Annotated in this window: 24 protein-coding genes; all 24 read left to right on the top strand. The window is 41.0% G+C overall.

The features are described from left to right. Positions 1–16: 16 nt before the first annotated feature. The 24 genes from BM102_RS08685 to BM102_RS08570 all read left to right on the top strand — a co-directional run bounded on the left by BM102_RS08685 (position 17) and on the right by BM102_RS08570 (position 23,314). Complete coding sequence (locus BM102_RS08685; RefSeq protein ID WP_090481043.1) at positions 17–1,231, top strand: MFS transporter; 1,215 nt, start codon at positions 17–19, stop codon at positions 1,229–1,231. A gap of 2 nt (positions 1,232–1,233) precedes the next feature. After that, complete coding sequence (locus tag BM102_RS08680) at positions 1,234–1,665, top strand: hypothetical protein (RefSeq protein WP_090481039.1); 432 nt, start codon at positions 1,234–1,236, stop codon at positions 1,663–1,665. A gap of 67 nt (positions 1,666–1,732) precedes the next feature. Continuing rightward, a complete protein-coding gene (locus BM102_RS08675) occupies positions 1,733–2,677 on the top strand; it encodes a flavodoxin family protein (RefSeq protein ID WP_044936475.1) in 945 nt (314 codons plus the stop codon). Positions 2,678–2,701: 24 nt separating this feature from the next. Beyond that, positions 2,702–3,178: a hypothetical protein gene (locus BM102_RS08670; RefSeq protein WP_044936473.1), complete on the top strand. Its 477-nt coding sequence runs from the start codon at positions 2,702–2,704 to the stop codon at positions 3,176–3,178. 142 nt (positions 3,179–3,320) lie between these two features. Then, a complete protein-coding gene (locus BM102_RS08665) occupies positions 3,321–6,350 on the top strand; it encodes an EAL domain-containing protein (RefSeq protein WP_090481036.1) in 3,030 nt (1,009 codons plus the stop codon). A 205-nt stretch (positions 6,351–6,555) separates the two neighbouring features. After that, positions 6,556–7,308, top strand: coding sequence for a DeoR/GlpR family DNA-binding transcription regulator (locus BM102_RS08660; protein WP_074791441.1), 753 nt, complete (start codon positions 6,556–6,558; stop codon positions 7,306–7,308). 16 nt (positions 7,309–7,324) lie between these two features. Then, positions 7,325–8,230, top strand: a complete 906-nt coding sequence (pfkB, locus tag BM102_RS08655; RefSeq protein ID WP_033152758.1) for a 1-phosphofructokinase — start codon at positions 7,325–7,327, stop codon at positions 8,228–8,230. Positions 8,231–8,294: 64 nt separating this feature from the next. After that, positions 8,295–10,211, top strand: a complete 1,917-nt coding sequence (locus BM102_RS08650) for a PTS fructose transporter subunit IIABC (protein WP_090481033.1) — start codon at positions 8,295–8,297, stop codon at positions 10,209–10,211. 166 nt (positions 10,212–10,377) lie between these two features. Further along, positions 10,378–10,641: an HPr family phosphocarrier protein gene (locus tag BM102_RS08645; protein ID WP_090481030.1), complete on the top strand. Its 264-nt coding sequence runs from the start codon at positions 10,378–10,380 to the stop codon at positions 10,639–10,641. A gap of 15 nt (positions 10,642–10,656) precedes the next feature. Beyond that, the gene (gene ptsP, locus BM102_RS08640) at positions 10,657–12,360 is read left to right on the top strand and encodes a phosphoenolpyruvate--protein phosphotransferase (protein WP_090481028.1); all 1,704 of its coding nucleotides are present in this window, start codon (positions 10,657–10,659) and stop codon (positions 12,358–12,360) included. A gap of 174 nt (positions 12,361–12,534) precedes the next feature. Further along, positions 12,535–12,759, top strand: coding sequence for a Lar family restriction alleviation protein (locus tag BM102_RS08635; protein WP_074791433.1), 225 nt, complete (start codon positions 12,535–12,537; stop codon positions 12,757–12,759). Between the two features lie 21 nt (positions 12,760–12,780). Continuing rightward, entirely contained in the window at positions 12,781–14,283 is a 1,503-nt protein-coding gene (locus BM102_RS08630; protein WP_090481174.1) for a nicotinate phosphoribosyltransferase, read from the top strand. 3 nt (positions 14,284–14,286) lie between these two features. Further along, complete coding sequence (locus BM102_RS08625; RefSeq protein ID WP_090481026.1) at positions 14,287–14,976, top strand: class I SAM-dependent methyltransferase; 690 nt, start codon at positions 14,287–14,289, stop codon at positions 14,974–14,976. 86 nt (positions 14,977–15,062) lie between these two features. Then, positions 15,063–16,466, top strand: coding sequence for a methyl-accepting chemotaxis protein (locus BM102_RS08620; RefSeq protein WP_090481023.1), 1,404 nt, complete (start codon positions 15,063–15,065; stop codon positions 16,464–16,466). 93 nt (positions 16,467–16,559) lie between these two features. Further along, positions 16,560–16,820 (top strand): DUF1292 domain-containing protein, encoded by a 261-nt coding sequence (locus BM102_RS08615; RefSeq protein WP_044936461.1) that lies wholly within the window; start codon positions 16,560–16,562, stop codon positions 16,818–16,820. Positions 16,821–16,904: 84 nt separating this feature from the next. Further along, positions 16,905–17,564, top strand: a complete 660-nt coding sequence (larB, locus tag BM102_RS08610; protein ID WP_090394834.1) for a nickel pincer cofactor biosynthesis protein LarB — start codon at positions 16,905–16,907, stop codon at positions 17,562–17,564. 34 nt (positions 17,565–17,598) lie between these two features. Then, positions 17,599–18,342, top strand: coding sequence for an alpha/beta hydrolase (locus tag BM102_RS08605; protein ID WP_090481020.1), 744 nt, complete (start codon positions 17,599–17,601; stop codon positions 18,340–18,342). Positions 18,343–18,353: 11 nt separating this feature from the next. Then, entirely contained in the window at positions 18,354–19,721 is a 1,368-nt protein-coding gene (locus tag BM102_RS08600) for a hypothetical protein (RefSeq protein ID WP_090481017.1), read from the top strand. After that, positions 19,718–20,380, top strand: coding sequence for a ribulose-phosphate 3-epimerase (locus BM102_RS08595; protein ID WP_044936457.1), 663 nt, complete (start codon positions 19,718–19,720; stop codon positions 20,378–20,380). Before BM102_RS08600 ends, BM102_RS08595 begins: the two co-directional genes overlap by 4 nt. An 8-nt stretch (positions 20,381–20,388) precedes the next feature. Continuing rightward, positions 20,389–21,090 carry an IspD/TarI family cytidylyltransferase gene (locus tag BM102_RS08590; RefSeq protein WP_090481014.1) on the top strand — a complete coding sequence of 234 codons (702 nt, stop codon included), beginning with the start codon at positions 20,389–20,391 and terminating at the stop codon, positions 21,088–21,090. Then, complete coding sequence (locus BM102_RS08585) at positions 21,087–22,124, top strand: galactitol-1-phosphate 5-dehydrogenase (protein ID WP_090481011.1); 1,038 nt, start codon at positions 21,087–21,089, stop codon at positions 22,122–22,124. The genes BM102_RS08590 and BM102_RS08585 overlap by 4 nt, the downstream gene beginning before the upstream one ends. Before the next feature lie 395 nt (positions 22,125–22,519). Next, positions 22,520–22,714 (top strand): hypothetical protein, encoded by a 195-nt coding sequence (locus BM102_RS08580; protein ID WP_090481008.1) that lies wholly within the window; start codon positions 22,520–22,522, stop codon positions 22,712–22,714. 42 nt (positions 22,715–22,756) lie between these two features. After that, positions 22,757–22,936 (top strand): hypothetical protein, encoded by a 180-nt coding sequence (locus BM102_RS08575; RefSeq protein WP_090481005.1) that lies wholly within the window; start codon positions 22,757–22,759, stop codon positions 22,934–22,936. A 45-nt stretch (positions 22,937–22,981) separates the two neighbouring features. Continuing rightward, complete coding sequence (locus BM102_RS08570; RefSeq protein ID WP_177194940.1) at positions 22,982–23,314, top strand: nucleotidyltransferase domain-containing protein; 333 nt, start codon at positions 22,982–22,984, stop codon at positions 23,312–23,314. Positions 23,315–23,483 lie beyond the last annotated feature (169 nt).

Genomic DNA, 23,483 nt, shown 5'->3' with positions numbered 1-23,483 from the left:
AATTTGGAGTTTATAAATGAATAAAACAAATAGATGGATTTATGCAATCGCAGGAGTAATTGTGCTTCTGTTTGCAGGACTAATCTACGCATGGAGTGTACTTTCAAGTCCTATCGCTGCAGAGTTTACATCTTGGAGTAAGGGAGCTCTTTCCCTTACCTTCACACTTGCAATGAGCTTCTTTTGTATAGGAGGTCTTGTTGCAGGACTTGTGGCAGACAAGGTAAAGACAAGATACATCTTCATTGCATCTGCAGTGCTTTTCTTAATTGGCTTTGAATTAGTCAGCATGATTTCTTCTATTGGAATGCTTTATTTAGGTTTTGGAGTGTTAGCTGGCCTTGGTGCAGGTTTTTCTTATAACGCTGTAATGGGAAGCGTTACAAAATGGTTCCCAGACAAAAAGGGACTTATCTCTGGAATCCTTCTTATGGGATTTGGAATAGGTGCTTTCATTATAGGAAAAGTCTACGCAGCTCTTTTAAGCTCTTTCGGATGGAGAGCTGAGTTCAAGGCTCTTGGAATTATCGTATTTGCGGTAATTTTAATAGGCGCATTTATCGTCAGAAAACCTACTGCTGAAGAGCAGAAAGTATATGCAGTAGAGGATAAAGAAACTAAGAAGAACACTTCAGAGGATTTCACCACATTAGAGATGGTGTCGAAGGTAAGCTTCTGGCTTTACTTCGTATATGCGATATTGCTTAGTGCAGCAGCATTAGCTTTAATCGCGCAGGCAAGTGGAATTGTTACAGAGACAGCCCCTGCACTTGCAGCAGGCTCTATTGCAACAATCGTAGGACTTATTTCTGTTTTCAACGGAATTGGAAGAGTAATCTTTGGTGGCTTGTATGACAAGCTGGGACAGAAGAAAACAATGCTTTTAAACTGCGGACTTTTCTTGGTTTCAGTTCTTATCAACATCGTAGCTATCAACTCAGTTAGTTTGCCACTTGTTGTAATTGGATTTATTTTCTTCGGTCTTTCATACGGAGGAGTAACACCTACAAACTCTGCATACATAATGGATTTTTACGGTGTTAAGAATTATCCAGTTAACTTTTCGATTATCAATTTGAATCTGCTATTGGCATCATTCGGAGGGACTCTTGCAGGTATGATTTACGACATGCAAGGCACATATCTTAGCATTTTCATGATTATGATTGGGGCAATAGTTCTTGCAACAATCTGTACTTTATTAATTAAAAGACCCGCGAAAGGAAAATAAAAATGGATGATAAAATTCGCTTTTTCAAATGGAATGTAATCATCAATGTATGTATGGCGCTTTCTATCAATACTACAGCAACCATACTAGCAGGCGGAGATTCCTTGGCCGGATGGGTAAGAGGATGCTGCTGTGCTTTTACAATCAACACAGTTGCAGCAGTTATTCTTCCGATGGGGATGATTGGAAGCTGGTTTGCAGAAAAAGTTTGCAACCAGAAACCTGGTACCTTCCTTGAAATGTTGGCAAGGAATTTCATCGTAAATGCAATATACGTGACCATAGTAAGCTTCTGTATGGCCATTATTAATGTTGGAGTTGGGGATTCGCTTATAGCAGTTTGGTTTTCAACCTATCCTATTCTTCATATTGTAGGCCTTATTACAAGTCTTGTTATAGAGAAGCCAGTAACTAAATTAGCGTATGGCAAATAACTAGATAAAAATGTTCAGCGGAACAATTTTATAAAAGGAACTAATAACTATTTAGGAGGTTTATGGTATGAAAATTTTAGGACTTTCATGCGGAACAAGAAACGGCAACAACGATACAATGTGCCGTGTTGCTCTTGAAGCAGCAAAAGAAATGGGGGCAGAAATCGAGTTTATCCACGTATTTGATTGGGACATCAAGTACTGTACAGGCTGTGTTGCTTGCTCTAGAAGTTTAGTAATGGGTAAGGGCATGGTTTGCTCTCAGAAGGATGATTTTGCAAAGCTTTTCGATAAGATGGCTGAGGCAGATGGCGTTCTCGTAGTTGACCCAATTTATGAGTCAGGTGGATCTGGATTATTCCACGTATTATGTGACCGTATGGGCCCTGGACATGACATCGGAATGATGTACATGCTTGATGGAAAGCTCAAGGAGCAGGGTAAGGAAGGTCTTGATCCTAAGTACTTAAAGAAGAAGGCAATTTCTTTCGTAGGTATCGGTGGATCTGACTGGGCATGCCGTGTTGAGACAGATCACGCTATGCTTGCAATGAGCCCAGCTTGGACTGTAGTAAACAATGAGTTCTTCTCATGGTCAAAGGATGTAATTATGCAGGATGAGAAGGTTGAGCGTATGAGACAGATCGGACGCAACCTTGTTGAAGCTGCAAAGGATGTTGACAATGCTAAGTGGATGGGCGAGCCAGGTGCATGTCCTCACTGCAATGGTAACAACTTCTACATCTTCCCAGGCACAACTCACTGTGTATGCGAGCTTTGCGGTCTTGAGGGAACACTTGAGGTTGTAGACGGTGCATTCAAGTTCAAGTTTGCTCCAGAAGATGAGCACAAGGCTCATGACACAATTTCAGGAAAGAAGCTTCACGGCGATGATATCTTTGAGAACGAGGGACGTCTTATGAACCTCTTCAAGGATCCTGAGTTTAAGGCTCGTAAAGAGCACTTCACATCAGTATGTGAGCCAACTCCTTCACCATCGAAGGCAGTCTAATTGAATTATTGGGAGGGTAACGAAATGGGAAAACCAAGTTTAAAGTTCTTTATTGTATTTAACTTAGTAATGAATATTCCATTGGCAACAGCTATGTCAATTGGTGGAATGATTTTTTCAGGAAATGCTGCAAATTTAGCTACTCCAGCACTTCCAATTAATATACTGCTAGGATTCATATTAGCGTGTATCGTAAATGCGCTATTCCCTATTCCACTTATTGCTATGAAATTTCCAGGATTATTTAAAGTTGATCCTGAGAGTGTTCCAGGAAGATTTTTAGGAAATGTTCCAGTTGTACTTATCTTTGTTGCAATCATCGGACTTGCAATGAACTTTGTAAATGTGCAGCTTTTTGCAGGAGCTCCAGCGCCAGCATTCTTGTTTGCATTTATCGGAACTTTCATTCCTATGTATGTACTTTGCTACATCATTGCTATGATTTTTATTCCAATCGCTCAGGGAGCAGCTGCTAAGGCAGATGGAAAAGCAATTGCATAAATAAACTTGTTAGCCATCATGAGGGCCATCTTTCTTGATTTTATCAGGAAAGGTGGCCCTTATTTTACAATACATGGAATGTATAAAATTTATTCACAAATGAGTGATAGAATGTATTATCGGAGAAGAAAAGGGCTAAGTAATGGGGAAGAGTGAGTTTTTAAAGGACAATCGAGACGAATTGACAGGACTTCTGGATAAACACGCTTTTATAGAGTGGGGGCAGGAGCTTATCAACACAAGAGACAAACAAGTAGAGTATGGGTTTGTCTTCTTTGATATGGAAAACTTTAAGCTCTACAACGCAAACTATGGCTTTGAAAAAGGTGATGAGCTTTTAATTAGTATAGGTAGTATTTTAAAAGATATTTTCAAAAATCAGCTTGTAGCCAGATTCTCTGGGGACCATTTTGTAGTTTGTACAAATAGTATACAGATAGTGCCTTCAATAGTTGAAACAAGAAAACGTGTAAAGGCACTACAAAGAAAAATAAATATTGAGCTAAAAGCTGGTGTTTACATATTAGAAGATGACAACATAGATGTTTCAAGATGCGTGGACCGAGCAAGAATGGCCTGCGTCAGTATAAAGAAAAAGTATGATGTCGACTACAGATTTTATGATGATGAGCTGGGCGGAACGGTACATAGAAAGCAAAAGATAATTGATTCCCTAGATGAGGCATTGGAAAATGGATATATTAAAGTCTACTATCAGCCAATTGTTAGAAGCCTAACGGGAAATATTTGTGGTTGGGAAGCTTTGGTTCGTTGGATTACTCCGAAGGGAGTTTATTATCCTGATGAATTTATACCTGTTTTGGAAGAATACAGAATGATTCACAGGATTGATTGTTATGTGATTGAGCAGGTTGTAAAAACTTTTTCAGAAATGAAAAAAGCTGGTATAAAAGCAGCTGTTCCGGTTTCAGTCAATCTTTCAAGAATAGATTTTGAAACCCTGGATATTTTGACCTATGTGGATAGTTTGATTGAAAAATATGATACAGAAAAAGAAATAATCAGACTTGAAGTGACTGAAAGTGTCATGATAGATAATCCTAGATTCATTCAGGAACAAATATCCAGATTAAGAACAAATGGCTATATTGTCTGGATGGATGACTTTGGAAGTGGATATTCATCCTTGAATTTGCTGAAGGATTTTCAGTTTGATTTGGCAAAAATTGATATGGAATTCCTCCAGAATTTCGATACATCTGATAAAGGAAAGATTGTATTAAAGCACGCGGTTTCTATGCTTAAAAATGTGGGAATTCATACATTGACAGAGGGTGTAGAAACAAAAGAGCAATATGATTTCTTGAAGCTTTTAGGCTGCGAGTTGTTGCAGGGATACTATATCGGAAGGCCTTTGCCACTTGAAGAGAGCATGGAGGAAGTGGAGAGGTCTGGCTATAATTACGAGAATCTTGATTACAGAAAATTCCTGGACATGGTTGGAAAGACGGACTTTCTTCGCCAGAATCCATTGGAAGGTGTTCCAAACAATGTCACAGAAAACGACCTCCCTCTTGCCATGGGCGTGGTGCGCAATAATCGCTGGAGATTTGCTTATGCAAATGAGGGATTTAAAAAATCTATATTGATTCATGGCTATGAGGATATGCAGGTAGCTCAGGACATGATAAATAACGATAATGATCAGACTTGGGTACAAAGAGATGATTTTTGGAAAATGTGTTTACGAGCAAAGGAATCTGGCGAGGCAGAGAGCATAGAGTTCGTGGAAAATGGCCAGATTATTAATATGAGAGCCCGTCACATTGCATATGATATTGATACTGATACAGATGCATATTTAGTTTCAATCAGAGCATTGGCAAGTTATCTGAATGAAAGTTACGAACAAAAAACAAAGATGGTAAGCAATTATATTTTCTCATTCTATGAGTGCATTGATGTATTTGGATTAGATGGGATTTATTATGAGAATGTTTATCTTTCTAGTGGAAGCGTGCATGTGCGTGACAGGAATTTAAAAGCAAATGAAATGATAAAGGAGTTGGGAGAAAAAAGAGTATTAGAAGAGGATAGAAAATACTTCTATAAGCTTATGGACTTGAAGACTGCAAAAGCAAGACTTCTATATGAACCGGGTGGTGTCAAAATCGGATTGTTTAGAATCCTGGATTCAAGTGGTGATTATGTGTGGAAATCTGTCACCACAAGAATTGTTGATATATATGGTAGGGAGGCACTTTTGAGCTGTGTATCAGAGGCTCCTACTGCAATGTCTCATTATTTGAGTGACTTTATCAATCATAAAAAGATAGATGAAATTGAAGTAAATCCTGAAATGGTGAAGGATTATACATATGCAAATATCCTGGACCAGGTACCGGTAGGTGTTTTCTGGAAGGATAAAGACCGTAGATTCTTAGGAGCAAATAAGATGTTCCTGGATTACTATGGCCTAAAATCAGTGGATAGCATCAAGGGCAAAAACGATGAAGATATGGGATGGCATATTAATCCAGAACCATTTAAGCAGGATGAACTTTCTGTAATAAATGAAGGAAAGGCAATTAGAAATGTCCATGGTGAGTGCATCGTTAGAGGAGAGCTTAGAAATATTGCTGCAAGCAAACAACCATTAGTAATCAATGGAGAAACAGCAGGATTACTGGGCTTCTTTATGGACATTACTGATAATGAAAAAGAAAAGGCTAATTTGGAAATTCTCTCTACCACAGATGAATTAACAGGTGTGCTTAACAGAAGAGCATTTGAAGTAATTATTGATAAATATATAGAGCAATACAATACGGATAAAACTGATTTCGTCCTGATGATTTTCGATGTGGACAGGTTTAAACACGTAAATGATCATTATGGTCATGGATTTGGCGATTTAGTTCTTAAGGCTGTAAGCAAATGCGTAAAGGAAGTAACCTATAACAACAGTCTCGCTTTTAGAATAGGCGGAGACGAGTTTGCAATTTTGCATCAGTTCCAGTGTAAGGAAGAGATTGAAAGCATCACGCAGGAATTTAATAGTAAGATTTCTAGGATTAAACGAATAGACAATGAGCCTATAAAGATAAAGGTCTCAGTTGGAGTGTCTGCTTATACAGAGTCTATGGATAAGGAACGGATGTACGAATTATCTGACAAACGCATGTATGAGGACAAGTTGTCGAAGAAATAATCAAATAAGGGAAGGCATTATCACAGTGTCTTCCCTTTTCTGTTAGTAAAATAGTTACAAAATATACCACCCTGAAATGGTAATAGTGACAGAATTTGATTACATATGCTCATTTATGAGCGTTTGTGATTGCAATGCCCGAGGTATGGTGTTATATTTTCCTTAGAACAATCAAATTCAATCGAATTTGTTCAAGGGGTGGAAAATGCTAACAGAAGAACGAAGGGCAAAAATAATTGAAATAGTCAATGAAAAAAAGGCGGTTTCAGTAAATGAGTTGGTAGATTTGCTTGATACATCAGCAGCTACCATACGAAGAGACATCAATGCACTCAATCGTTCTAAGCAACTGGTGAAGGTATTTGGAGGTGCTACTGCAATCTCTACTTTGGATGTAAACACCAAAGAGGACGCAGTAAAGGCAAAGGCTAGCAAAAATGTAGCTGAAAAAGATTGCATCAGCAAATATGCAGCAGGGCTTATACAGGACAATGATTTTGTGTACATCGATGCAGGAACTACAACACTGACAATGATTGATTACATAGATAATCGCAAGGCAAAGTACATTACAAATGGTGTAGTTCATGCAAAGAAGCTTATGGACAAAGGCCTAGAAACCATAATGATTGGCGGCAGGCTCAAAGCACCAACAGAAGCGGTGGTTGGTCCAGATTGTGTCGAGTTTATTCGTAAATATCATTTCACAAAAGCCTTCATGGGAACCAATGGCATTTCAATTCATGCAGGGTTTACCACACCAGATGTGGACGAGGCCATGATTAAGACAGAAGCAATCAGACATGCTTATATGTCATACGTTTTGGCAGACCACACCAAATTTGACCAGATTAATTCGGTCACATTTGCGCAGATTGGTGATTGCTGCATCATCACAGATAAGCTACAGGCTAGAGATTATATTAATCACACAGTAGTAAAAGTATGTGCAGAATAAACTAGGAGGAAACGTAATGATTTATACTGTTACATTCAATCCAGCATTGGATTATGTTGTGCGTATGGATGGAGATTTACTTCCAGGCATGACAAACCGTTCTTCAAGTGAGGAATACTATTTCGGAGGTAAGGGAATCAACGTATCAATGGTTCTCTCAGAGCTTGGATTAAAGAGTACAGCATTAGGATTTATCGCAGGTTTCACAGGTCATGCAATTGACGCAGGTGTTAAGGCTGCAGGAATCGACACAGATTTCATCGAATTAAAAGAAGGCATTTCACGTATCAATGTAAAGCTTAAGGCAACAGAGGAAACAGAGATTAACGCTCAGGGACCAAAGATTGACGAAGCTGCACAGATGGAACTTTTCAATAAGCTTTCAAAGCTGGTAGAGGGCGATGTACTTATTCTCGCTGGATCAATTCCAAATTCTTTACCAGATGATGTATATGAAAGAATTCTTTCTGCTTTAGATGGCAAGGGAATTGAGTTTGTAGTTGATGCTACTAAGGATCTTCTTACAAACGTATTAAAGTATCATCCATTCTTAATCAAGCCAAACAACTTTGAGCTTGGCGAAATCGTAGGCAAAGAGCTTAAGACAGACGACGAGATTTACGAGGGAGCATTAAAGCTTCAGGAAATGGGCGCTAGAAACGTTCTTATCTCAATGGCTGGCGACGGCGCAATGCTTGTTGATGAAAATGGAAACAGATATCGCATCGGCGTACCTAAGGGAAAGGTTCGCAACTCAGTAGGAGCTGGTGATTCAATGGTTGCTGGTTTCGTTGCAGGTTACATGAAGACAAAGGACTACGATGTAGCGTTAAAGATGGGAACAGCTGCAGGTTCTGCAACAGCATTCTCTGATGGTCTTGCACAGGCTGCAGATATCGATGCACTTTATAAAACATTGTAATTAGCTGCTTACTCGGAGAAGGCAGTTAATATATATTATTTTTTAAACACATGTAGGAGGGAATATGAAAATTTCAGAGTTTATCGATCCTAGAGGGATCAAGCTTCAAGAGGCGATAGCTTCTCAGGACGAGGCAATCGACAAGCTTATTGCTCTTCATAACGAAGTAGGCAACTTAAGCGATGTAGCAGGATTTAAAGAGGCAATCCTTGCACGTGAGGCAAAGGGCACAACAGCTATTGGAAATGGTATTGCAGTACCACACGGAAAGTCAGCAGCAGTTAAGAAGGCTGGTCTTGTTGCAATCACATGCCCAGCAGGTGTTGATTACAAGGCTCTTGATGGTAAGCCAAGTAATTTATTATTCATGATCGCAGCTCCAGAGGGTGGCGCTGATACACATCTTGAGGTTCTTTCAAAGCTTATGCAGATGCTTATGGACCCTGCATTCTGCAAGACTCTTGTTGAGTCAAAGTCAGTTGACGAGTTCCTTGCACACATCGATGCAAAGGAAGCTGAGAAGGACGCAGCAAGCGCAAACAAGACAGATCTTTCAAAGGCTGCTTCAGGCACAAAGAAGATCGTTGCAGTAACAGCATGCCCAACAGGTATTGCACATACATTTATGGCAGCTGAGTCTCTTGAGCAGAAGGCTAAAGAGCTTGGTATTGCATTTAGAGTAGAAAAAGATGGTTCTGGCGGAGCTAAGGATCCTCTTACAGCAAAGGAAATCGAAGAAGCAGATGCAGTTATCATCGCTGCAGACAAGAACGTAGATATGAGCGTATTCGATGGTAAGAAGGTTGTACTTGCATCTACAAAGGATGCTATCCACACACCAGAGAAGCTTTTCGATAAGGCTGAGACAGCTTCTGTTTATCATCACACAGGCGCAGTATCTAAGAGGTCTGACGATAGCAACGAGTCTATAGGACGTCAGCTTTACAAGCACCTTATGAATGGTGTATCACACATGCTTCCATTCGTTATCGGTGGTGGTATTCTTATCGCTATCGCATTCTTACTTGATGATTACTCAATTGATCCAAGCAACTTTGGTATGAACACTCCAGTAGCAGCTTGGTTCAAGACAGTTGGTGGTACAGCATTTGGATTCATGCTTCCAATTCTTGCTGGTTTCATCGCTCAGTCAATCGCAGACAGACCAGGTCTTGCAGTTGGTTTCGTTGGTGGTGCTCTTGCAGCTTCTGGTGCTACATTTGCAGCTCCAGGTGGAAACATTCCATCAGCATTCCTTGGCGCTTTAGTAGCAGGTTTTGCAGCTGGTTACTTCATGAAGTGGCTCGAGAAGCTTTGCGACAAGCTTCCACAGTCTCTTGAAGGTATCAAGCCAGTTCTTATTTACCCACTTTGCGGTATTGCAGTAATCGGTGTTATCATGTGCGCTGTTAACCCAATCGTTGGTGCACTTAACGCTTGGATTTCTGGTGTTCTTTCAAGCATGGGAACAACATCACTTGTACCACTTGGAATTATCCTTGGTGCAATGATGGCAACAGATATGGGTGGCCCACTTAACAAGGCAGCATACGTATTCGGTACAGCAGCTCTTGCAGAGCAGAACGAAGTAGGCTGGATGATCATGGCAGCAGTTATGGTTGGTGGTATGGTTCCTCCAATCGCTATCGCTCTTGCAACACTTATCTTCCCTAAGAAGTTTACAGTTGCTGAGAGAAAGGCTGGCCCAGTTAACTTCATCATGGGCTTCTGCTTCATCACAGAGGGTGCTATTCCTTACGCAGCAGCAGATCCACTTCACGTAATTCCTTCACTTATGGTTGGTTCTGGTGTAGCTGGTGCACTTTCAATGGTATTTAGATGTACTCTTATGGCTCCACACGGTGGAATCTTCGTATTCCCTGTAGTTGGTCACTGGGCACTTTACCTTGTAGCACTTGCAGTTGGTTCAATCGTAAGCTGTGTACTTCTTGGCTTATTGAAAAAAACTGTAGAAGAATAGTTCAGAATCTGTTAATATATTGAACGATAAAAAACCATTCTGGGGGACTATGCTCCCCCGGAATGGATTTTATGTTTTTGTACTTTATAGACTTCCCGTTTATTCTATAAAGTATAGACACATAAAATAGATAATTGTATTTTGCGAAACGAAAGGAGTTTTATTTATGGTTTCACAGAAGGTAAAGGTAACTAACGAACAGGGTATGCACATGCGCCCAGCTACAGTGTTCAGCGCAGCAGTTACACCATTCGATTCAGATGTTAAGATTGTATTCAACGGTAACTCATACGACGGAAAGAGCGTTATGATGCTTATGGCTGCATGCATTAAGTGTGGTGCTGAAATCGAGATCCAGTGTACTGGTTCTGATGAGGAAGCTGCACTTGCAAAGGCAGTAGAGTTAGTAGAGAGCGGTCTCGGAGACTAATACAGGAGGATACTTATGTACAAAGGCATTGAAGCGTCTAGAGGTATTGGTATCGGAAGCATTTGTCTTATTGTTGAGCACGATTTAAGCTTTGAATCTAAGCATATCGATGATACTGAGGCAGAGAAGGCTAGATTCAATAACGCAATCGAAGCATTCAAGACAGAGACATCAGCTATGGCTGAAAACATCAGAAAGAACATCGGTCCTAAGGAAGCAGAGATCATGGAAGGTCACCTTGCAATGATCGCTGATCCTACAATGGCTGGCGAGATGACAAAGATGATCGAAGCTGGTCAGTGCGCAGAAGCTGCAGTTACAGCTGTTTGCGATATGTTCATTGGCATGTTCTCAAAGATGGAAGATGATATGATGCGTCAGCGTGCATCAGATATTTCTGATATCAAGATCAGCTTACTCAAGCTTTTACTTGGCATTGAGGATGTTGATATTAGCAAGGTAGCACCAGGTACAGTACTTGTTGCTCATGATCTTACACCTTCTATGTGTTCTCAGATTGTTAAGGAGAACGTTGTAGGTATCATTACAGAAGTTGGTGGTAAGACATCTCACTCTGCAATTCTTGCTAGAGCACTTGAGATCCCAGCTGTACTTTCAGTTCCTAACATCACAGAAATCGTTAAGGACAAGGATACAGCAATCGTAGATGGTACTGAGGGTGATGTTTACATTAACCCAGACGGAGAAGTTATTTCTCAGTACGTAATTAAGCGTGAAGAGTTCGTTAAGGCTCAGGCAGAGCTTAAGAAGTTCATTGGACAGAAGACAGTTACAGCTGATGGAACAGAGCTTGAATTATTCTGTAACATCGGTACTCCAAAGGATGCTAGAAAGGCTGTTGAATGCGACGGCGAAGGCATCGGTCTTTTCCGTTCAGAGTTCTTATTTATGGATAGACCACACCTTCCTACAGAGGAAGAGCAGTTCGAGGCTTACAAAGAAGCTGTAGAAATCATGGGTGGCCGTACAGTTATCATCCGTACACTTGATATCGGTGGTGACAAGGATATTCCATATCTCGGACTTGAAAAAGAGGAAAACCCATTCCTCGGATATAGAGCAGTTAGATATTGCTTAGCAAATTCTGATATGTACAAGATTCAGCTTAGAGGTATCCTCAGAGCTAGTGCATTCGGAAACGTTAAAATCATGATTCCACTTGTTACTTGTGTAGACGAGGTTCGCGCCGTAAAGGCTCTCGTTGAGGAGTGCAAGAATGAGCTTAGAGCAGAAGGCGTTAAGTTCGATGAGAACATCGAGGTTGGTTGCATGGTAGAGACAGCAGCTGCATCACTTATCGCTGACATCCTTGCAAAGGAAGCTGATTTCTTCTCAATCGGAACAAACGACTTAACACAGTACACAATGAGTGTTGATAGAGGAAATGCAGAAGTTGCATATCTTTACTCAGCATTCCAGCCAGCTGTACTTCGTTCTATCAAGAACATTATCGAGGCAGGTAACGCTGCTGGCATCACTGTTGGTATGTGTGGCGAGGCCGCTGCAGATCCACTTATGATTCCACTCCTTATCTCATTCGGATTAAAGGAATACAGTGTTAACCCTGTACTTGTGCTTACAGCACGTTCAATTATTTCTAAGTGGTCAAAGGCTGAGGCTGACGCTCTTGCAGAGAAGGTTCTCGCCCTTACTACAGAAAAGGAAATTGTTGAGCTACTTAAAGCATCAGCTAAATAAATCAGTATATACAGACAGTCTATGTAGCTATCTTGTTACAGCTACAAGCCTGATGATTTCTCCGCTTGACAACATGTCTCGCTTGAGAAATATCAGAGCTTGTTGCTTACAAGATAGCTTTTTTAGTGTAATTAAACTATAATGATTTAGAAAAACGGTATGAAGGAGATACACATGAGCGATTTTACTGAGAACATTGACATACATGATTGCCCAATCTGCGGAGGAGCAGGTTTGATTGAGGCTGAGGATCACGGATACTATGTGGCATGCCTTGACTGCGGAAGCTACACAGGTACTGTTGGCTTCAAGACAGAAGAAGGCAGACAGGAAGCTGCCGAGAAAGCAGCAATGCTTTGGAATACTGGCAAAGTAATTAACAGTGCACCAGGAGAGTAAACTGGGAGAAAGAAGGAAATGATGAAGCAGACACAGGATAAAGCTCGTAATCTTACCATGATGATGGATGAGTACGAACTTACTATGGCAAATGCGTACTTTAACGACCCTACTATTGATAACAATACCAGGGTTAGCTTTGATGTGTTTTATAGAATGAATCCAGATGGAGGCGGTTTTGCAATTTTTGCAGGACTTCAGCAGGTTAAGGATTATCTTCTTAACATGCACTTCACCGATGAGGATATTGAGTACCTTAGAAGTGTGGGACACTTCACTGAGAACTTCCTTGAATATCTTAAGGACTTCAAGTTTACAGGTGATGTGGATGCATTCCTTGAGGGAACTATCATGTACCCTAACGAGCCAATCATCACAGTTACTGCACCTATCATTGAGGCGCAGCTTGTGGAGACAGAGATTTTGGCTCAGGTAAACCACCAGTCTTTGATTGCAACAAAGGCTAGCCGTATTGTACGTGCGGCAGCAGGCCGTGCAGTTTCAGATTTTGGTGCAAGACGTGCCCACAACAATGACGCTGCAATCTACGGTGCTAGAGCAGCATACATCGGCGGTGCCAGCGGTACAGCAACAGTATCTGCAGGCCAGTACTTCGATATTCCAATCGGCGGAACTATGGCCCACAGCTATGTAATGTACTTTACATCAGATGACAACGATTACCGTACTTCTGAGCTTGCAGCTTTCAGAAGTTTTGCAAAGAGCTATCCTAACAACTGTATCCTTTTAGTAGATACATATAATGTTTTGAAATCTGGTGTGCCAAACGCTATCAAGGTGTTCCAGGAGATGAAGGATGCTGGAATTGAATCAAAGAGCTTTGGTATCAGAATTGATTCTGGTGACTTGGCATATCTTACAAAGAAAGCTAGAAAGATGCTTGATGATGCTGGCTTTACAGATGCCAAAATCATCGTCAGCAATTCTTTGGATGAATACACCATCACATCTATCCTCCAGCAGGGTGGACAGGTAAATTCATTTGGTGTAGGTGAGCGACTTATCACTGCAAAGTCTGAGCCTGTATTTGGCGCAGTTTACAAGCTTTGTGCCGTTACAGATTCAAAGACTGGACAGGTGATTCCAAAGATAAAGATTTCTGAAACAGTTGAGAAGATTACAAATCCTGGTTTGAAGGATGTATATAGAATCAAGGACGAGCACGGCAGAGCAGTTGCAGATTTGCTTGCTATCAAGGGTGAGGAAGTTGATATGTCTGTGGAAGGCGGCTACAAATTCGTAGATCCAGAGCAGCCATGGAAGAGTACACATATCTTTGAAAACTGCACAGCAGAGTTGTTGCAGCAGCCTCTTATCCGCGGCGGAAAGCAGGTAGTTGAGGATGAGGATATGCAGACAATTCGCAACCGTGTTAAAACTCAGTTGGAGACAAGCGTATGGCCTGAGGAGCAGCGTTTTGAAAACCCTCACAAGCACTACCTTGATATGACTCCAAACTACTACAACATGAAGATGGATCTTCTTCGCAAAGAGGACAAATAGTTCATGACAAATGAAGAATTATTAAGATTTAATACAAAGCTTGCCACAGTTAATCTGAGCCTTCAGCAAAATGCTGAGGGGCTCACTTTGACTGACGGTGAGCTTTCTATAATGGTTGATTTTAGGGAAATGCTTCCAAGATTAAAGCAGAGCAATCTTCAACGAGAGATGCTGGTGAAGGCAGCCAGAATAAAGGGGCAGCCAATGCCACAGACTATTATCGATGCTACTGCCGGATTTGGAGAGGATTCCCTTATTTTAGCAGCTGCAGGTTTTCAGGTGCAGCTTTATGAATTTGATGAGGTTATCGCCGCGCTTTTAAAGGATGGCATGGAAAGAGCAATGGAAATTCCAGAGCTTAAGGAAGCAGTAGGGCGTATGAAGCTGGTGTGGGGAGATAGCACAGAGGGCATGAAGAATCTGGATTTCAAGCCAGATATCGTGCTCCTTGATCCTATGTTTCCAGCTAGACAAAAGAGCGCTTTGATAAAGAAAAAATTCCAGCTGATTCAGCGATTAGAAAGCCCATGCTCCACAGAAGAACAGCTGCTTGATGCAGCAGTGGCGGCAGACCCAAAAAGAATCGTTATTAAGCGTCCTTTAAAGGGACCATACTTGGCAGACAGAAAGCCAAGCTATAGTTTGGAGGGCAAAGCGATTCGCTATGATTGCTTTGTTTTTGCGAGAAATTAAATAGTTTTTTCACAGAATTCTCTTATTTATATACTAAGATACTCGTATAGTACCTTAGTGACATTGTGGATTTGAGAGGATTCAGAATGAAAAATAAGAAGCGTTCATCTATAAAAAGAAAGATTACTAGGCATGTAATTGCAGCGTTGGTAATTACTATTTCATTTATGACGGTTATCAACCTGATATATTTGTCTAGAAGAATAATAGAACAGCAGGAGACTAAGCTTGAATTGGCCACTCAGATGAGTGCTCAGGAAGTTGAAGACTGGGTAAGAGACATGGCCATAGTAACTGAGGATATGGCCAGTACCCTTACTGCTATCGCTGATCTAAATGAAGCCACAGTTAGGGCGGTTGTTGATAGAGTAGCGTTGAATCACCCAGAGTTTTTCTATGTTTACTTCGCTGACTACCATGGAAATATGACCATGGCAAGAGGCATTGATTATAAATCCACTGGAATTGATCCAAGAGAAAGAGGCTGGTATCAAAAGGCAGCAAAGTATGGTCACACAGTTGTAATCGACCCATATGCAAGTGCAACTAGACCTGATGTAATGATGGTTACAGTGGCAACTCCAGTTTATTGGGGCACCACAATGGTCGGCGTAGTTGCAGTGGATGCAGATATAGAAAGCATTCAGGAGTTCATGAACACAATCGATTTCGAGGATGGTTCATATGGATTCCTGCTTGATAGCCAAGATAATATCATCGTTCATCCAAATTCTCAGTACAACCCAACATCAGAAGCTATAGTTTCTGCAGTGGAAGTAATGCCAGAGCTTGAGGAAGTGCTTGATTCCAAGGATGAATTTATAACAGCTCCAGATTACACTGGAACAGAGATGGTATATTCGGTAACAAAGCTCCACGATAGTGGATGGACTGTAGCTGTGGCATATCCAAGAAAGGGATTTTTGTCACACGTTGATAGAGGCATAAGAATCAGTTTGTTCGTGGCGATAGTATGTGCGCTCCTTGCAGTTGGAGATATTACATACACAGTTAGAAAAGTGCTTAAGCCTTTGGATAAGATTAATCCAGCAATGGACAGAATTATGGAAGGCGATTTTTCTACACCTATTGATTTTGCAACAGCCGATGACGAGATTGGTGATTTGCAGAACAAGCTGGCTATGACTTTGGCCGAGCTTTCAGATATTATCCATATTCAGCAGCATGTTTTGTCCGAGATGGAGCAGGGAAATTTGGCCGTAGCAGATATGGATGAATTCCCAGGCGAGATGAATGATATCAGTATGTCGGTTAATTCTATCAAAGCTAGGTTTAACGATATGATTTCCGATATTCAGTTTTCTTCTATCAATTTGCAGAGCTTTGCAATGGGAATAAATGAGACAGACGATATAGAGGAAATTAAAGCAATATTTGAAGAATTGTCAGCAGAAGCAAATGCGTTGATGGAAAAGACATCTAGGTTTACGACTATGCCAACAACATATTCACCGGATATTCGCTTTTAATTCATAAATTTTGCTAAACTTATACACAAATCTATTGTACAATATTTCCTATAGTCGGGGAGAGATATGAATCCTAAAAGGAGGTTCCCAACGATGGATAATGAATTCAAAGAGTACATCACATTTGTGGTTAATACTAAAGATGGCGATGAAGTTGAGATGGCTGTAATAGACCAGTTCGAGTTTGAGAACAAAGGCTATGTTGCAGCAGCTTTGGTGGACGGAGATACAGTCAGTGACGAGGGCTGCTTCATCTACAGAGTAAAGGTTGGAGAGGAAGATTTCAAAGTAGAAAAGATTACCAACCAGATTGACTATAAGAGAATCGCAGAAGCTTATATGGAAATGATGTAAACGATAATGTAGGGGTAGCAATGCTACCCCCGTTTTATTTTTATTGCATTTCCATTATAATGGAGGTATCTAGGAGGATTCTGAATGGAATTTGCAAACTTGGACTTTGATCGGAAGAATCGGACAGGATTCCCAGAAGTGATTTTTTGCCAGGGCAAAATGGATGACTTTCTGGTAGATATCTATCAAAAGATGTACGAAAGAGATGGCTGCGTGTTTGGCACCAGAGCAACGGAGCATCAATACGAAATCGTAAAGGCGGTATTGCCAACAGCCACTTATGATAAAGTGAGCAGGATTCTCAAGGCAAAAAAGCCTGATTTTAAAGAGCAGGAGCTTATCGGAAATGTGGCAGTGCTTACAGCTGGCACAGCAGATATTCCTGTAGCTGAGGAAGCAGCACAAACAATCGAGTATTTTGGAAGTAAGGCAACTAGGGTTTTCGATGTGGGAGTAAGCGGAATTCATAGATTGCTTGAAAACGTAGATGTGTTGAACGAAGCCAACTGCGTGGTAGCAGTGGCAGGCATGGAAGGCGCACTGGCGTCAGTGGTAGGCGGACTGGTTAAGGTTCCGGTTATTGCTGTGCCAACAAGCGTAGGCTATGGGGCCAACATGGGTGGTATATCTGCACTTCTTACCATGATTAATTCCTGTGCTAACGGAATTTCGGTGGTAAACATCGACAATGGCTACGGAGCAGGCTATATCGCGACCCAGATTAACAGACTGGCGGTGCATTGAGGGGCATTCTAGAAAAGGGTTAATAAGGGTATAAATGAAAAGTAATAAGGGTAAAAAGTTAAGAATCACAGGGATTATTGTCCTTGTATTAATCATTGCAATTGTGGCTAAGTTTTTTAGCTATGTGAACAATTATTATCAGGCTACAGACAGAGCAATGGAGTATATCAACAATCCAGCAGAGGGAGTAACTGTGGAGTATGTTGATAATACAATCGTATTTGAGCCAGAAAATCCAGTGGCCGGATTTATTTTCTATCCAGGTGGCTTGGTGGAATCTGAGGCATATGCGCCTTTGATGGAGCAGCTAGCAGAGCAGGATATCATGTGCATCATCGTAGAAATGCCACATTACCTGGCTATGTTTGATGCAAATGGAGCTAGGGGCATCCAGGCCAAATATCCTGAAATCGAAGATTGGTACTTGGGCGGCCACAGCTTAGGCGGCGCCATGGCATCGCTCTATGCCGACAGACATCAGAGCGAATACGAAGGACTGATTCTTCTTGCCGCATACTCTACCAAGGATTTGACAGATGAACCAACAATCGACGTTTTATCAATCCGTGGTTCAGAAGACGGCGTTTTAAATATGGAGAAGTATAATGAATACTTAGCAAATCTGCCTGCAGATTATGAAGAGGTGATTATCCAGGGTGGCTGCCACGGATACTTTGGAGACTATGGCATGCAATCTGGGGATGGCGAGCCTACAATCACCGTGGAAGAGCAGACAGAGGCTACGGTAGAGGCGATTGGGGAGTTTGTAGAAAAATAGGAGACTAATTGATGCGACAGTCTAAGGCTAAACAAATTACTAATTACATTGCATTATTTAGGAAGATTGTAGAAGGAATCTACACAAGTTTATCCGCAAAAAATGTGGATGTTGAAGGGGCATGTTCATATCTGGAAATGTGCCAACAGCGCGCGATTGATTTCGGTACTTTTATCGAGGGTGAAGAGGGGGAAGGTCATCCAACAGTAAAATTGCTGGAAGAATTTTGCGAAGTTCTATATGAAATTCACGAGGAGATTCAGTCTGAAAGGGGCTTATCGGCAGACTCTGCCAAGGCCCGCCTCGATACCATGGTTAATAGAATTGAAGAAAGTGCAAACAAGGATATCACACTCACTACAGTGAAGTTGTTTTTGCCATATAAGGCCAGCATGTGGGATTCACTTGAGAGCGTTTGGATGAAGGCAAATGAGGATCCAAACTGTACAGCTATCGTAATTCCGATACCTTATTTCGATAAGAACCCAGATGGTTCGGTAAAAGAAATGCACTACGAAGGAAATGACTATCCTGATAATGTGCCAGTAGTGTCATTTGAAAACTTCGATTTTATGGGTGTTCATCCAGATGAGGTGTATATTCACAATCCATATGACGATTGGAATTATGTAACATCGGTACATCCATATTTCTACACGGATAACATCAAAAAGTTTACAGACAAGCTCATTTACATACCATACTTCGTATTGGCGGAGCCGGATGTGGACAATCCCGATGTGCTTGAGAGCTTGAAGGGATACGTGCTGTCGAAGGGCGTGGTAAATGCAGATGAGGTCATTGTTCAGTCGGAACAGATGAGAGAGGCCTATATCCGAGTGCTTTCTGCACAGTTCGGTGAGGATACCAGACCTAGCTGGGAAGCCAAAATAAAAGGTACAGGCTCACCAAAGGTCGAGAGACTTCTTCGCCTGTCAAATGAAGAGCAGGAAATTCCAGAGGAATGGAAGAAGATTATCACAAAGCCAGATGGCAGCAGAAAGAAAATCATTTTTTACAATACAAGCGTAGTTGCAATGCTTAATCAGAAGCAAAAGATGATTGATAAGATAAAGGATGCTTTGGAAGTGTTCAAGGAGTGCCAGGATGATGTAGCCCTTTTGTGGCGCCCACATCCGCTTACTATGGCAACCATCGAAAGTATGGTTCCCGAGATTCGTGACCAGTATAAAAAGATAATTGAGGATTATCGCACTGAAGGTTGGGGAATCTACGACGATACTCCAAATATGGATAGGGCAATTATCATTAGCGACGCTTATTACGGGGACCCAAGTAGTCTTGTGCAGTTGTATGAGAAATTAGAAAAACCAATCATGATCCAAAATGTGGATGTGCTTGAAAAGGAGAGCGTATGAGCTTTGAATTAAATGCATCAATGATGTGTGCCAATTATGGACATTTGTCCAGAGAAGTAAACGATTTGGAAAACGCAGGTATCGATTCATTTCATATTGATATTATGGATGGTCGTTATGTACCAAACTTTGCCATGTCTTTAAATGATATGACATATATTTCCAGGGTTACTTTCAAGCCATTAGATGTTCATCTGATGGTGGAGCACCCTAGCAATACAATCGAATTGTTTATCAAGAATCTGAGAAAGGGCGATACCATCTACATCCATCCTGAGGCAGAGTATCATCCTTCTACAACATTGCAGAAGATTATCGATGCGGGAATGATACCAGGAATTGCAATCAACCCTGGCACAAGTATTGAAACGGTAATGGAGATGCTACGCATTGTTGATAAGGTTTTAGTAATGTCTGTAAATCCAGGAAATGCTGGTCAGATGTATCTGCCTTACGTTGGTCAGAAGATTGAGCGTCTTCTGGAGTTGAAAGAGGAAATGGATTTCAAGCTTTACTGGGATGGCGCCTGCGCAAAGGACAAGATTATGAAGTACGCGCCAATGGGGCTTGATGGATTTGTTCTGGGAACTACACTTTTGTTTGGACAGGGACGCCCATACGATGAGATTATCAAAGATATTAGAAACATGAACTTGTAGGTAAGCGTATGAATATAGCGATTTTACTTTCAGGAGGAACCGGCAGCAGGCTTGGTTCGCAGAAGCCAAAGCAGTATCTGGATGTGGAAGGCAAGCCTATCATTATGTATTGCATGGAGACCCTTGAGAAAAGCGAATTAATCGATAAGATTCAAATCGTAGCCCATGATGAATGGGCCGATTTGATTAAATATTGGGCTGCGCAGTACGGTGTTGAGGATAAGATCTGTGGTTTCTCAAAGCCAGGGGAGAATAGGCAGTTGTCTATTTATAATGGGCTGAAGGATATCAGAAATTTTGCCAGCGACGATGACAATGTGTTTATCCACGATGCGGCCAGACCAAATCTTAGGTTATCAACAATCCAGGATTCCTTTGAGGCGATAAGTGGATACGACGGAGTTATTCCGGTTCTTCCAATGAAAGATACAGTTTATTTGAGCAAGGACGGATTGGAAATCGATTCTCTTTTGAATCGACAGGAAATATTTGCAGGCCAGGCACCAGAGACTTTTGTGTATGGAAAATATTTGGAGGCTAATGAAAGGCTTGTAAATTCTGGAGAGATTATGAAAATCAACGGCTCCACAGAACCTGCAGTGATGGCTGGCATGAAAATGCACATGATTGTTGGTGATGAGGGCAATTTCAAAATCACTACAAGCGATGATTTAGAACGATTTACTGAACAGATAAAGGCGATGAAATGAAGGCATTAGTTTTAGAAAATGTTGGAAAAATCAAGATAGATGAAATAGCAAAACCTTCCCCTAAGCAGGGGGAGGTTTTAGTGCATGTAAAGGCCTGCGGAATCTGCGGGTCGGACATACCAAGAGCCTACAAGGACGGTGCTCACAACATGCCACTTGTGATAGGCCACGAGTTTGCAGGCGAGGTCTGTGAAGTTGGTGAAGGCGTGTCTGGTGACTGGGCCGGTAAGGCTGTTGGAATCTTTCCACTTATTCCATGCAAGAAGTGCCCTTGCTGTGTGGAAAAGAAATATGAAATGTGCAAAAACTATTCTTATTTGGGCTCCCGTGTGGATGGCGGCTTCGCCGAATATGTGGCGGTGCCAGAGTGGAATCTTATGGAGCTGGGCAGCGGCGTTGCTATGGAGCAGGCTGCCATGATGGAGCCTATGGCTGTGGCAGTGCATGCGATTAGGCAGGGGTTGAGAGCCTGCGGTAAGGACTTGCAGGATTTGGGACAGCTTCGCAAAGCTAAGGTGGCTGTAATAGGCCTTGGTACTATCGGCTTGCTAGTGACCATGTTTTTGAAGGACATGGGATTTGAAAATGTGTATACCATCGGAAAAAAAGAGATACAAAGGCAGAAAGCCTTTGAGTTTGGCGTGGACGAAGCTCACTATGTAAAAGAAATTTCAGATGTGGACCTTTTCTTCGAATGCGTGGGCTCCACAGAAAGCCTCATCAACGGAATCAACGCAGCCGCTCCCGGCGGCGTGGTCTGCACAGTGGGCAACCCACATTCCGACATGGACCTACCAAGGGATGTTTATTGGAAAATCCTTCGCAACCAGCTGACTCTGGTGGGCACCTGGAACTCATCCTTCACCCACGACACCACCGACGACTGGCACTACGTGCTTAGCAGATTGCAGCAGGGTGCAGTGAAGCCAGAGAAGCTGATTACTCATAAGTTCGGGTTGGAGGAGATTCTGGAAGGCTTTGAGATTATGAGGGATAAGAAGGAAGAGTATGTGAAGGTGATGGGATTAGTTTAAAATTCTGGTGAAATGATTTAAATATAAATTAAAATGATGAGAAAATAAACCTGAGGTGATGGGGGAGTGGAGTTGAATATGGACTAATATATTAGTCATTTTGGCTGAAATAAGCGGAAAAGACTAATATATTAGCTGTAGTGTTTTTTTCAAAAAATATGGAGAAAAAATATAATGTCGATAAAATTTGGCATAAACTACGGTTTTTGTAAATTTTTATTGACATAATATGGTGACAAGGAAATTAAGGTTAGCAAAACCAGTTTCATAAAAATAGAAAAGTGAAAATAGCTTCGCGGCTGAAGTTGCGAAGCTATTTGTGTCTTATGCTATAATCGAAGTTAAGTTGGAAAAGTTATGAAAATGTATGTAAAAAGGTTGGAAAAGTTGAAAAAATGCAGGTGAAAGAGGTTGGAAAAGTGACGTTACTAAATTGTTCAAATCGAAAAATGGGTGAAGCTGAAAAATTAGATGACAGTAATGTAGTATTTGAACATAAATCCTTTGTAGATCGACTCAAAGAATATGACGGTGAAATAGAGGTATATGAATTTGACTGGGGAGAACCGGAGGGAAGAGAAATGGTTTAAACTATAAGAAAACTATGCAAATTGTAGGAGAAAACGGAATGTATGTGTGATATAAAAAGATTTACAGATATTTATAACGAAATAACGACATTAAGTGCAGATAATACGCTTCAACTTGTTTTGGAAGCTCCTACTGAAGAGGAAAAGGAATTCTATGAAATGGTTGGAGATTTTCTATTGCAGATAAAGCAAAGAGAGGTTATTAAAAAGAATTTATTTTAGCTGTAGGTACTGGGGTAATGAAAGAAATAGAGAATAATTAGCATTATGGAAGTAAATGTAATACTTGCAAACTACATAGAGATAATAAAGCAGATCTATGGCTCAAATCTCGAGAAGATTATTCTTTTTGGTTCATACGCTAGAGGGGATAATAAAGCTGATTCGGACACTGATATTATGATACTGGTAAATATCAGCGATATTGAAGCTAAAGAGTTTCAAAAGAAGCTGTTTAACGAGACGTATGAATTCAATATGGATAATGACGTTGAAATAAATCCTATGATACATAGTAAAGAATTGTTTTATAAATGGGTGGATAATTATCCATTCTTTAATAATATAGAAAAAGAAGGAGTAGTGTTGTACGTAGCATAATGAAGATGTAAGAACGCACATTGATTTTTTAATATTTGAGAAAAATACAATCACTAAGTCAGCAGTAGAACAAATTCGGCACAACTTCTCATAGTAGACTAACAATATTATTCCTAAACTTGCAAATTTTTTGCAAAAATAGCACAAATATTGTTTACAAGTAGTTCTG

Source organism: Pseudobutyrivibrio sp. JW11 (assembly GCF_900115355.1).
Lineage (GTDB): Bacteria > Bacillota > Clostridia > Lachnospirales > Lachnospiraceae > Pseudobutyrivibrio > Pseudobutyrivibrio ruminis.
Note: the sequence above shows the minus strand (reverse complement) of the source record. Positions and strands in the feature narration are given on the sequence as shown.

Bases quoted from the DNA above. Each gene is read 5' to 3' on its own strand.
- BM102_RS08685 (WP_090481043.1), top strand. From the start codon at position 17: ATGAATAAAACAAATAGATGGATTTATGCAATCGCAGGAGTAATTGTG.
- BM102_RS08620 (WP_090481023.1), top strand. From the start codon at position 15,063: ATGAAAAATAAGAAGCGTTCATCTATAAAAAGAAAGATTACTAGGCAT.
- BM102_RS08615 (WP_044936461.1), top strand. From the start codon at position 16,560: ATGGATAATGAATTCAAAGAGTACATCACATTTGTGGTTAATACTAAA.
- BM102_RS08635 (WP_074791433.1), top strand. From the start codon at position 12,535: ATGAGCGATTTTACTGAGAACATTGACATACATGATTGCCCAATCTGC.
- BM102_RS08660 (WP_074791441.1), top strand. From the start codon at position 6,556: ATGCTAACAGAAGAACGAAGGGCAAAAATAATTGAAATAGTCAATGAA.
- BM102_RS08575 (WP_090481005.1), top strand. From the start codon at position 22,757: ATGTGTGATATAAAAAGATTTACAGATATTTATAACGAAATAACGACA.
- larB (WP_090394834.1), top strand. From the start codon at position 16,905: ATGGAATTTGCAAACTTGGACTTTGATCGGAAGAATCGGACAGGATTC.
- BM102_RS08605 (WP_090481020.1), top strand. From the start codon at position 17,599: ATGAAAAGTAATAAGGGTAAAAAGTTAAGAATCACAGGGATTATTGTC.
- BM102_RS08680 (WP_090481039.1), top strand. From the start codon at position 1,234: ATGGATGATAAAATTCGCTTTTTCAAATGGAATGTAATCATCAATGTA.
- BM102_RS08580 (WP_090481008.1), top strand. From the start codon at position 22,520: ATGCAGGTGAAAGAGGTTGGAAAAGTGACGTTACTAAATTGTTCAAAT.
- BM102_RS08670 (WP_044936473.1), top strand. From the start codon at position 2,702: ATGGGAAAACCAAGTTTAAAGTTCTTTATTGTATTTAACTTAGTAATG.
- BM102_RS08625 (WP_090481026.1), top strand. From the start codon at position 14,287: ATGACAAATGAAGAATTATTAAGATTTAATACAAAGCTTGCCACAGTT.
- BM102_RS08600 (WP_090481017.1), top strand. From the start codon at position 18,354: ATGCGACAGTCTAAGGCTAAACAAATTACTAATTACATTGCATTATTT.
- BM102_RS08570 (WP_177194940.1), top strand. From the start codon at position 22,982: ATGGAAGTAAATGTAATACTTGCAAACTACATAGAGATAATAAAGCAG.
- pfkB (WP_033152758.1), top strand. From the start codon at position 7,325: ATGATTTATACTGTTACATTCAATCCAGCATTGGATTATGTTGTGCGT.
- BM102_RS08650 (WP_090481033.1), top strand. From the start codon at position 8,295: ATGAAAATTTCAGAGTTTATCGATCCTAGAGGGATCAAGCTTCAAGAG.
- BM102_RS08665 (WP_090481036.1), top strand. From the start codon at position 3,321: ATGGGGAAGAGTGAGTTTTTAAAGGACAATCGAGACGAATTGACAGGA.
- BM102_RS08645 (WP_090481030.1), top strand. From the start codon at position 10,378: ATGGTTTCACAGAAGGTAAAGGTAACTAACGAACAGGGTATGCACATG.
- BM102_RS08595 (WP_044936457.1), top strand. From the start codon at position 19,718: ATGAGCTTTGAATTAAATGCATCAATGATGTGTGCCAATTATGGACAT.
- BM102_RS08630 (WP_090481174.1), top strand. From the start codon at position 12,781: ATGAAGCAGACACAGGATAAAGCTCGTAATCTTACCATGATGATGGAT.
- ptsP (WP_090481028.1), top strand. From the start codon at position 10,657: ATGTACAAAGGCATTGAAGCGTCTAGAGGTATTGGTATCGGAAGCATT.
- BM102_RS08590 (WP_090481014.1), top strand. From the start codon at position 20,389: ATGAATATAGCGATTTTACTTTCAGGAGGAACCGGCAGCAGGCTTGGT.
- BM102_RS08585 (WP_090481011.1), top strand. From the start codon at position 21,087: ATGAAGGCATTAGTTTTAGAAAATGTTGGAAAAATCAAGATAGATGAA.
- BM102_RS08675 (WP_044936475.1), top strand. From the start codon at position 1,733: ATGAAAATTTTAGGACTTTCATGCGGAACAAGAAACGGCAACAACGAT.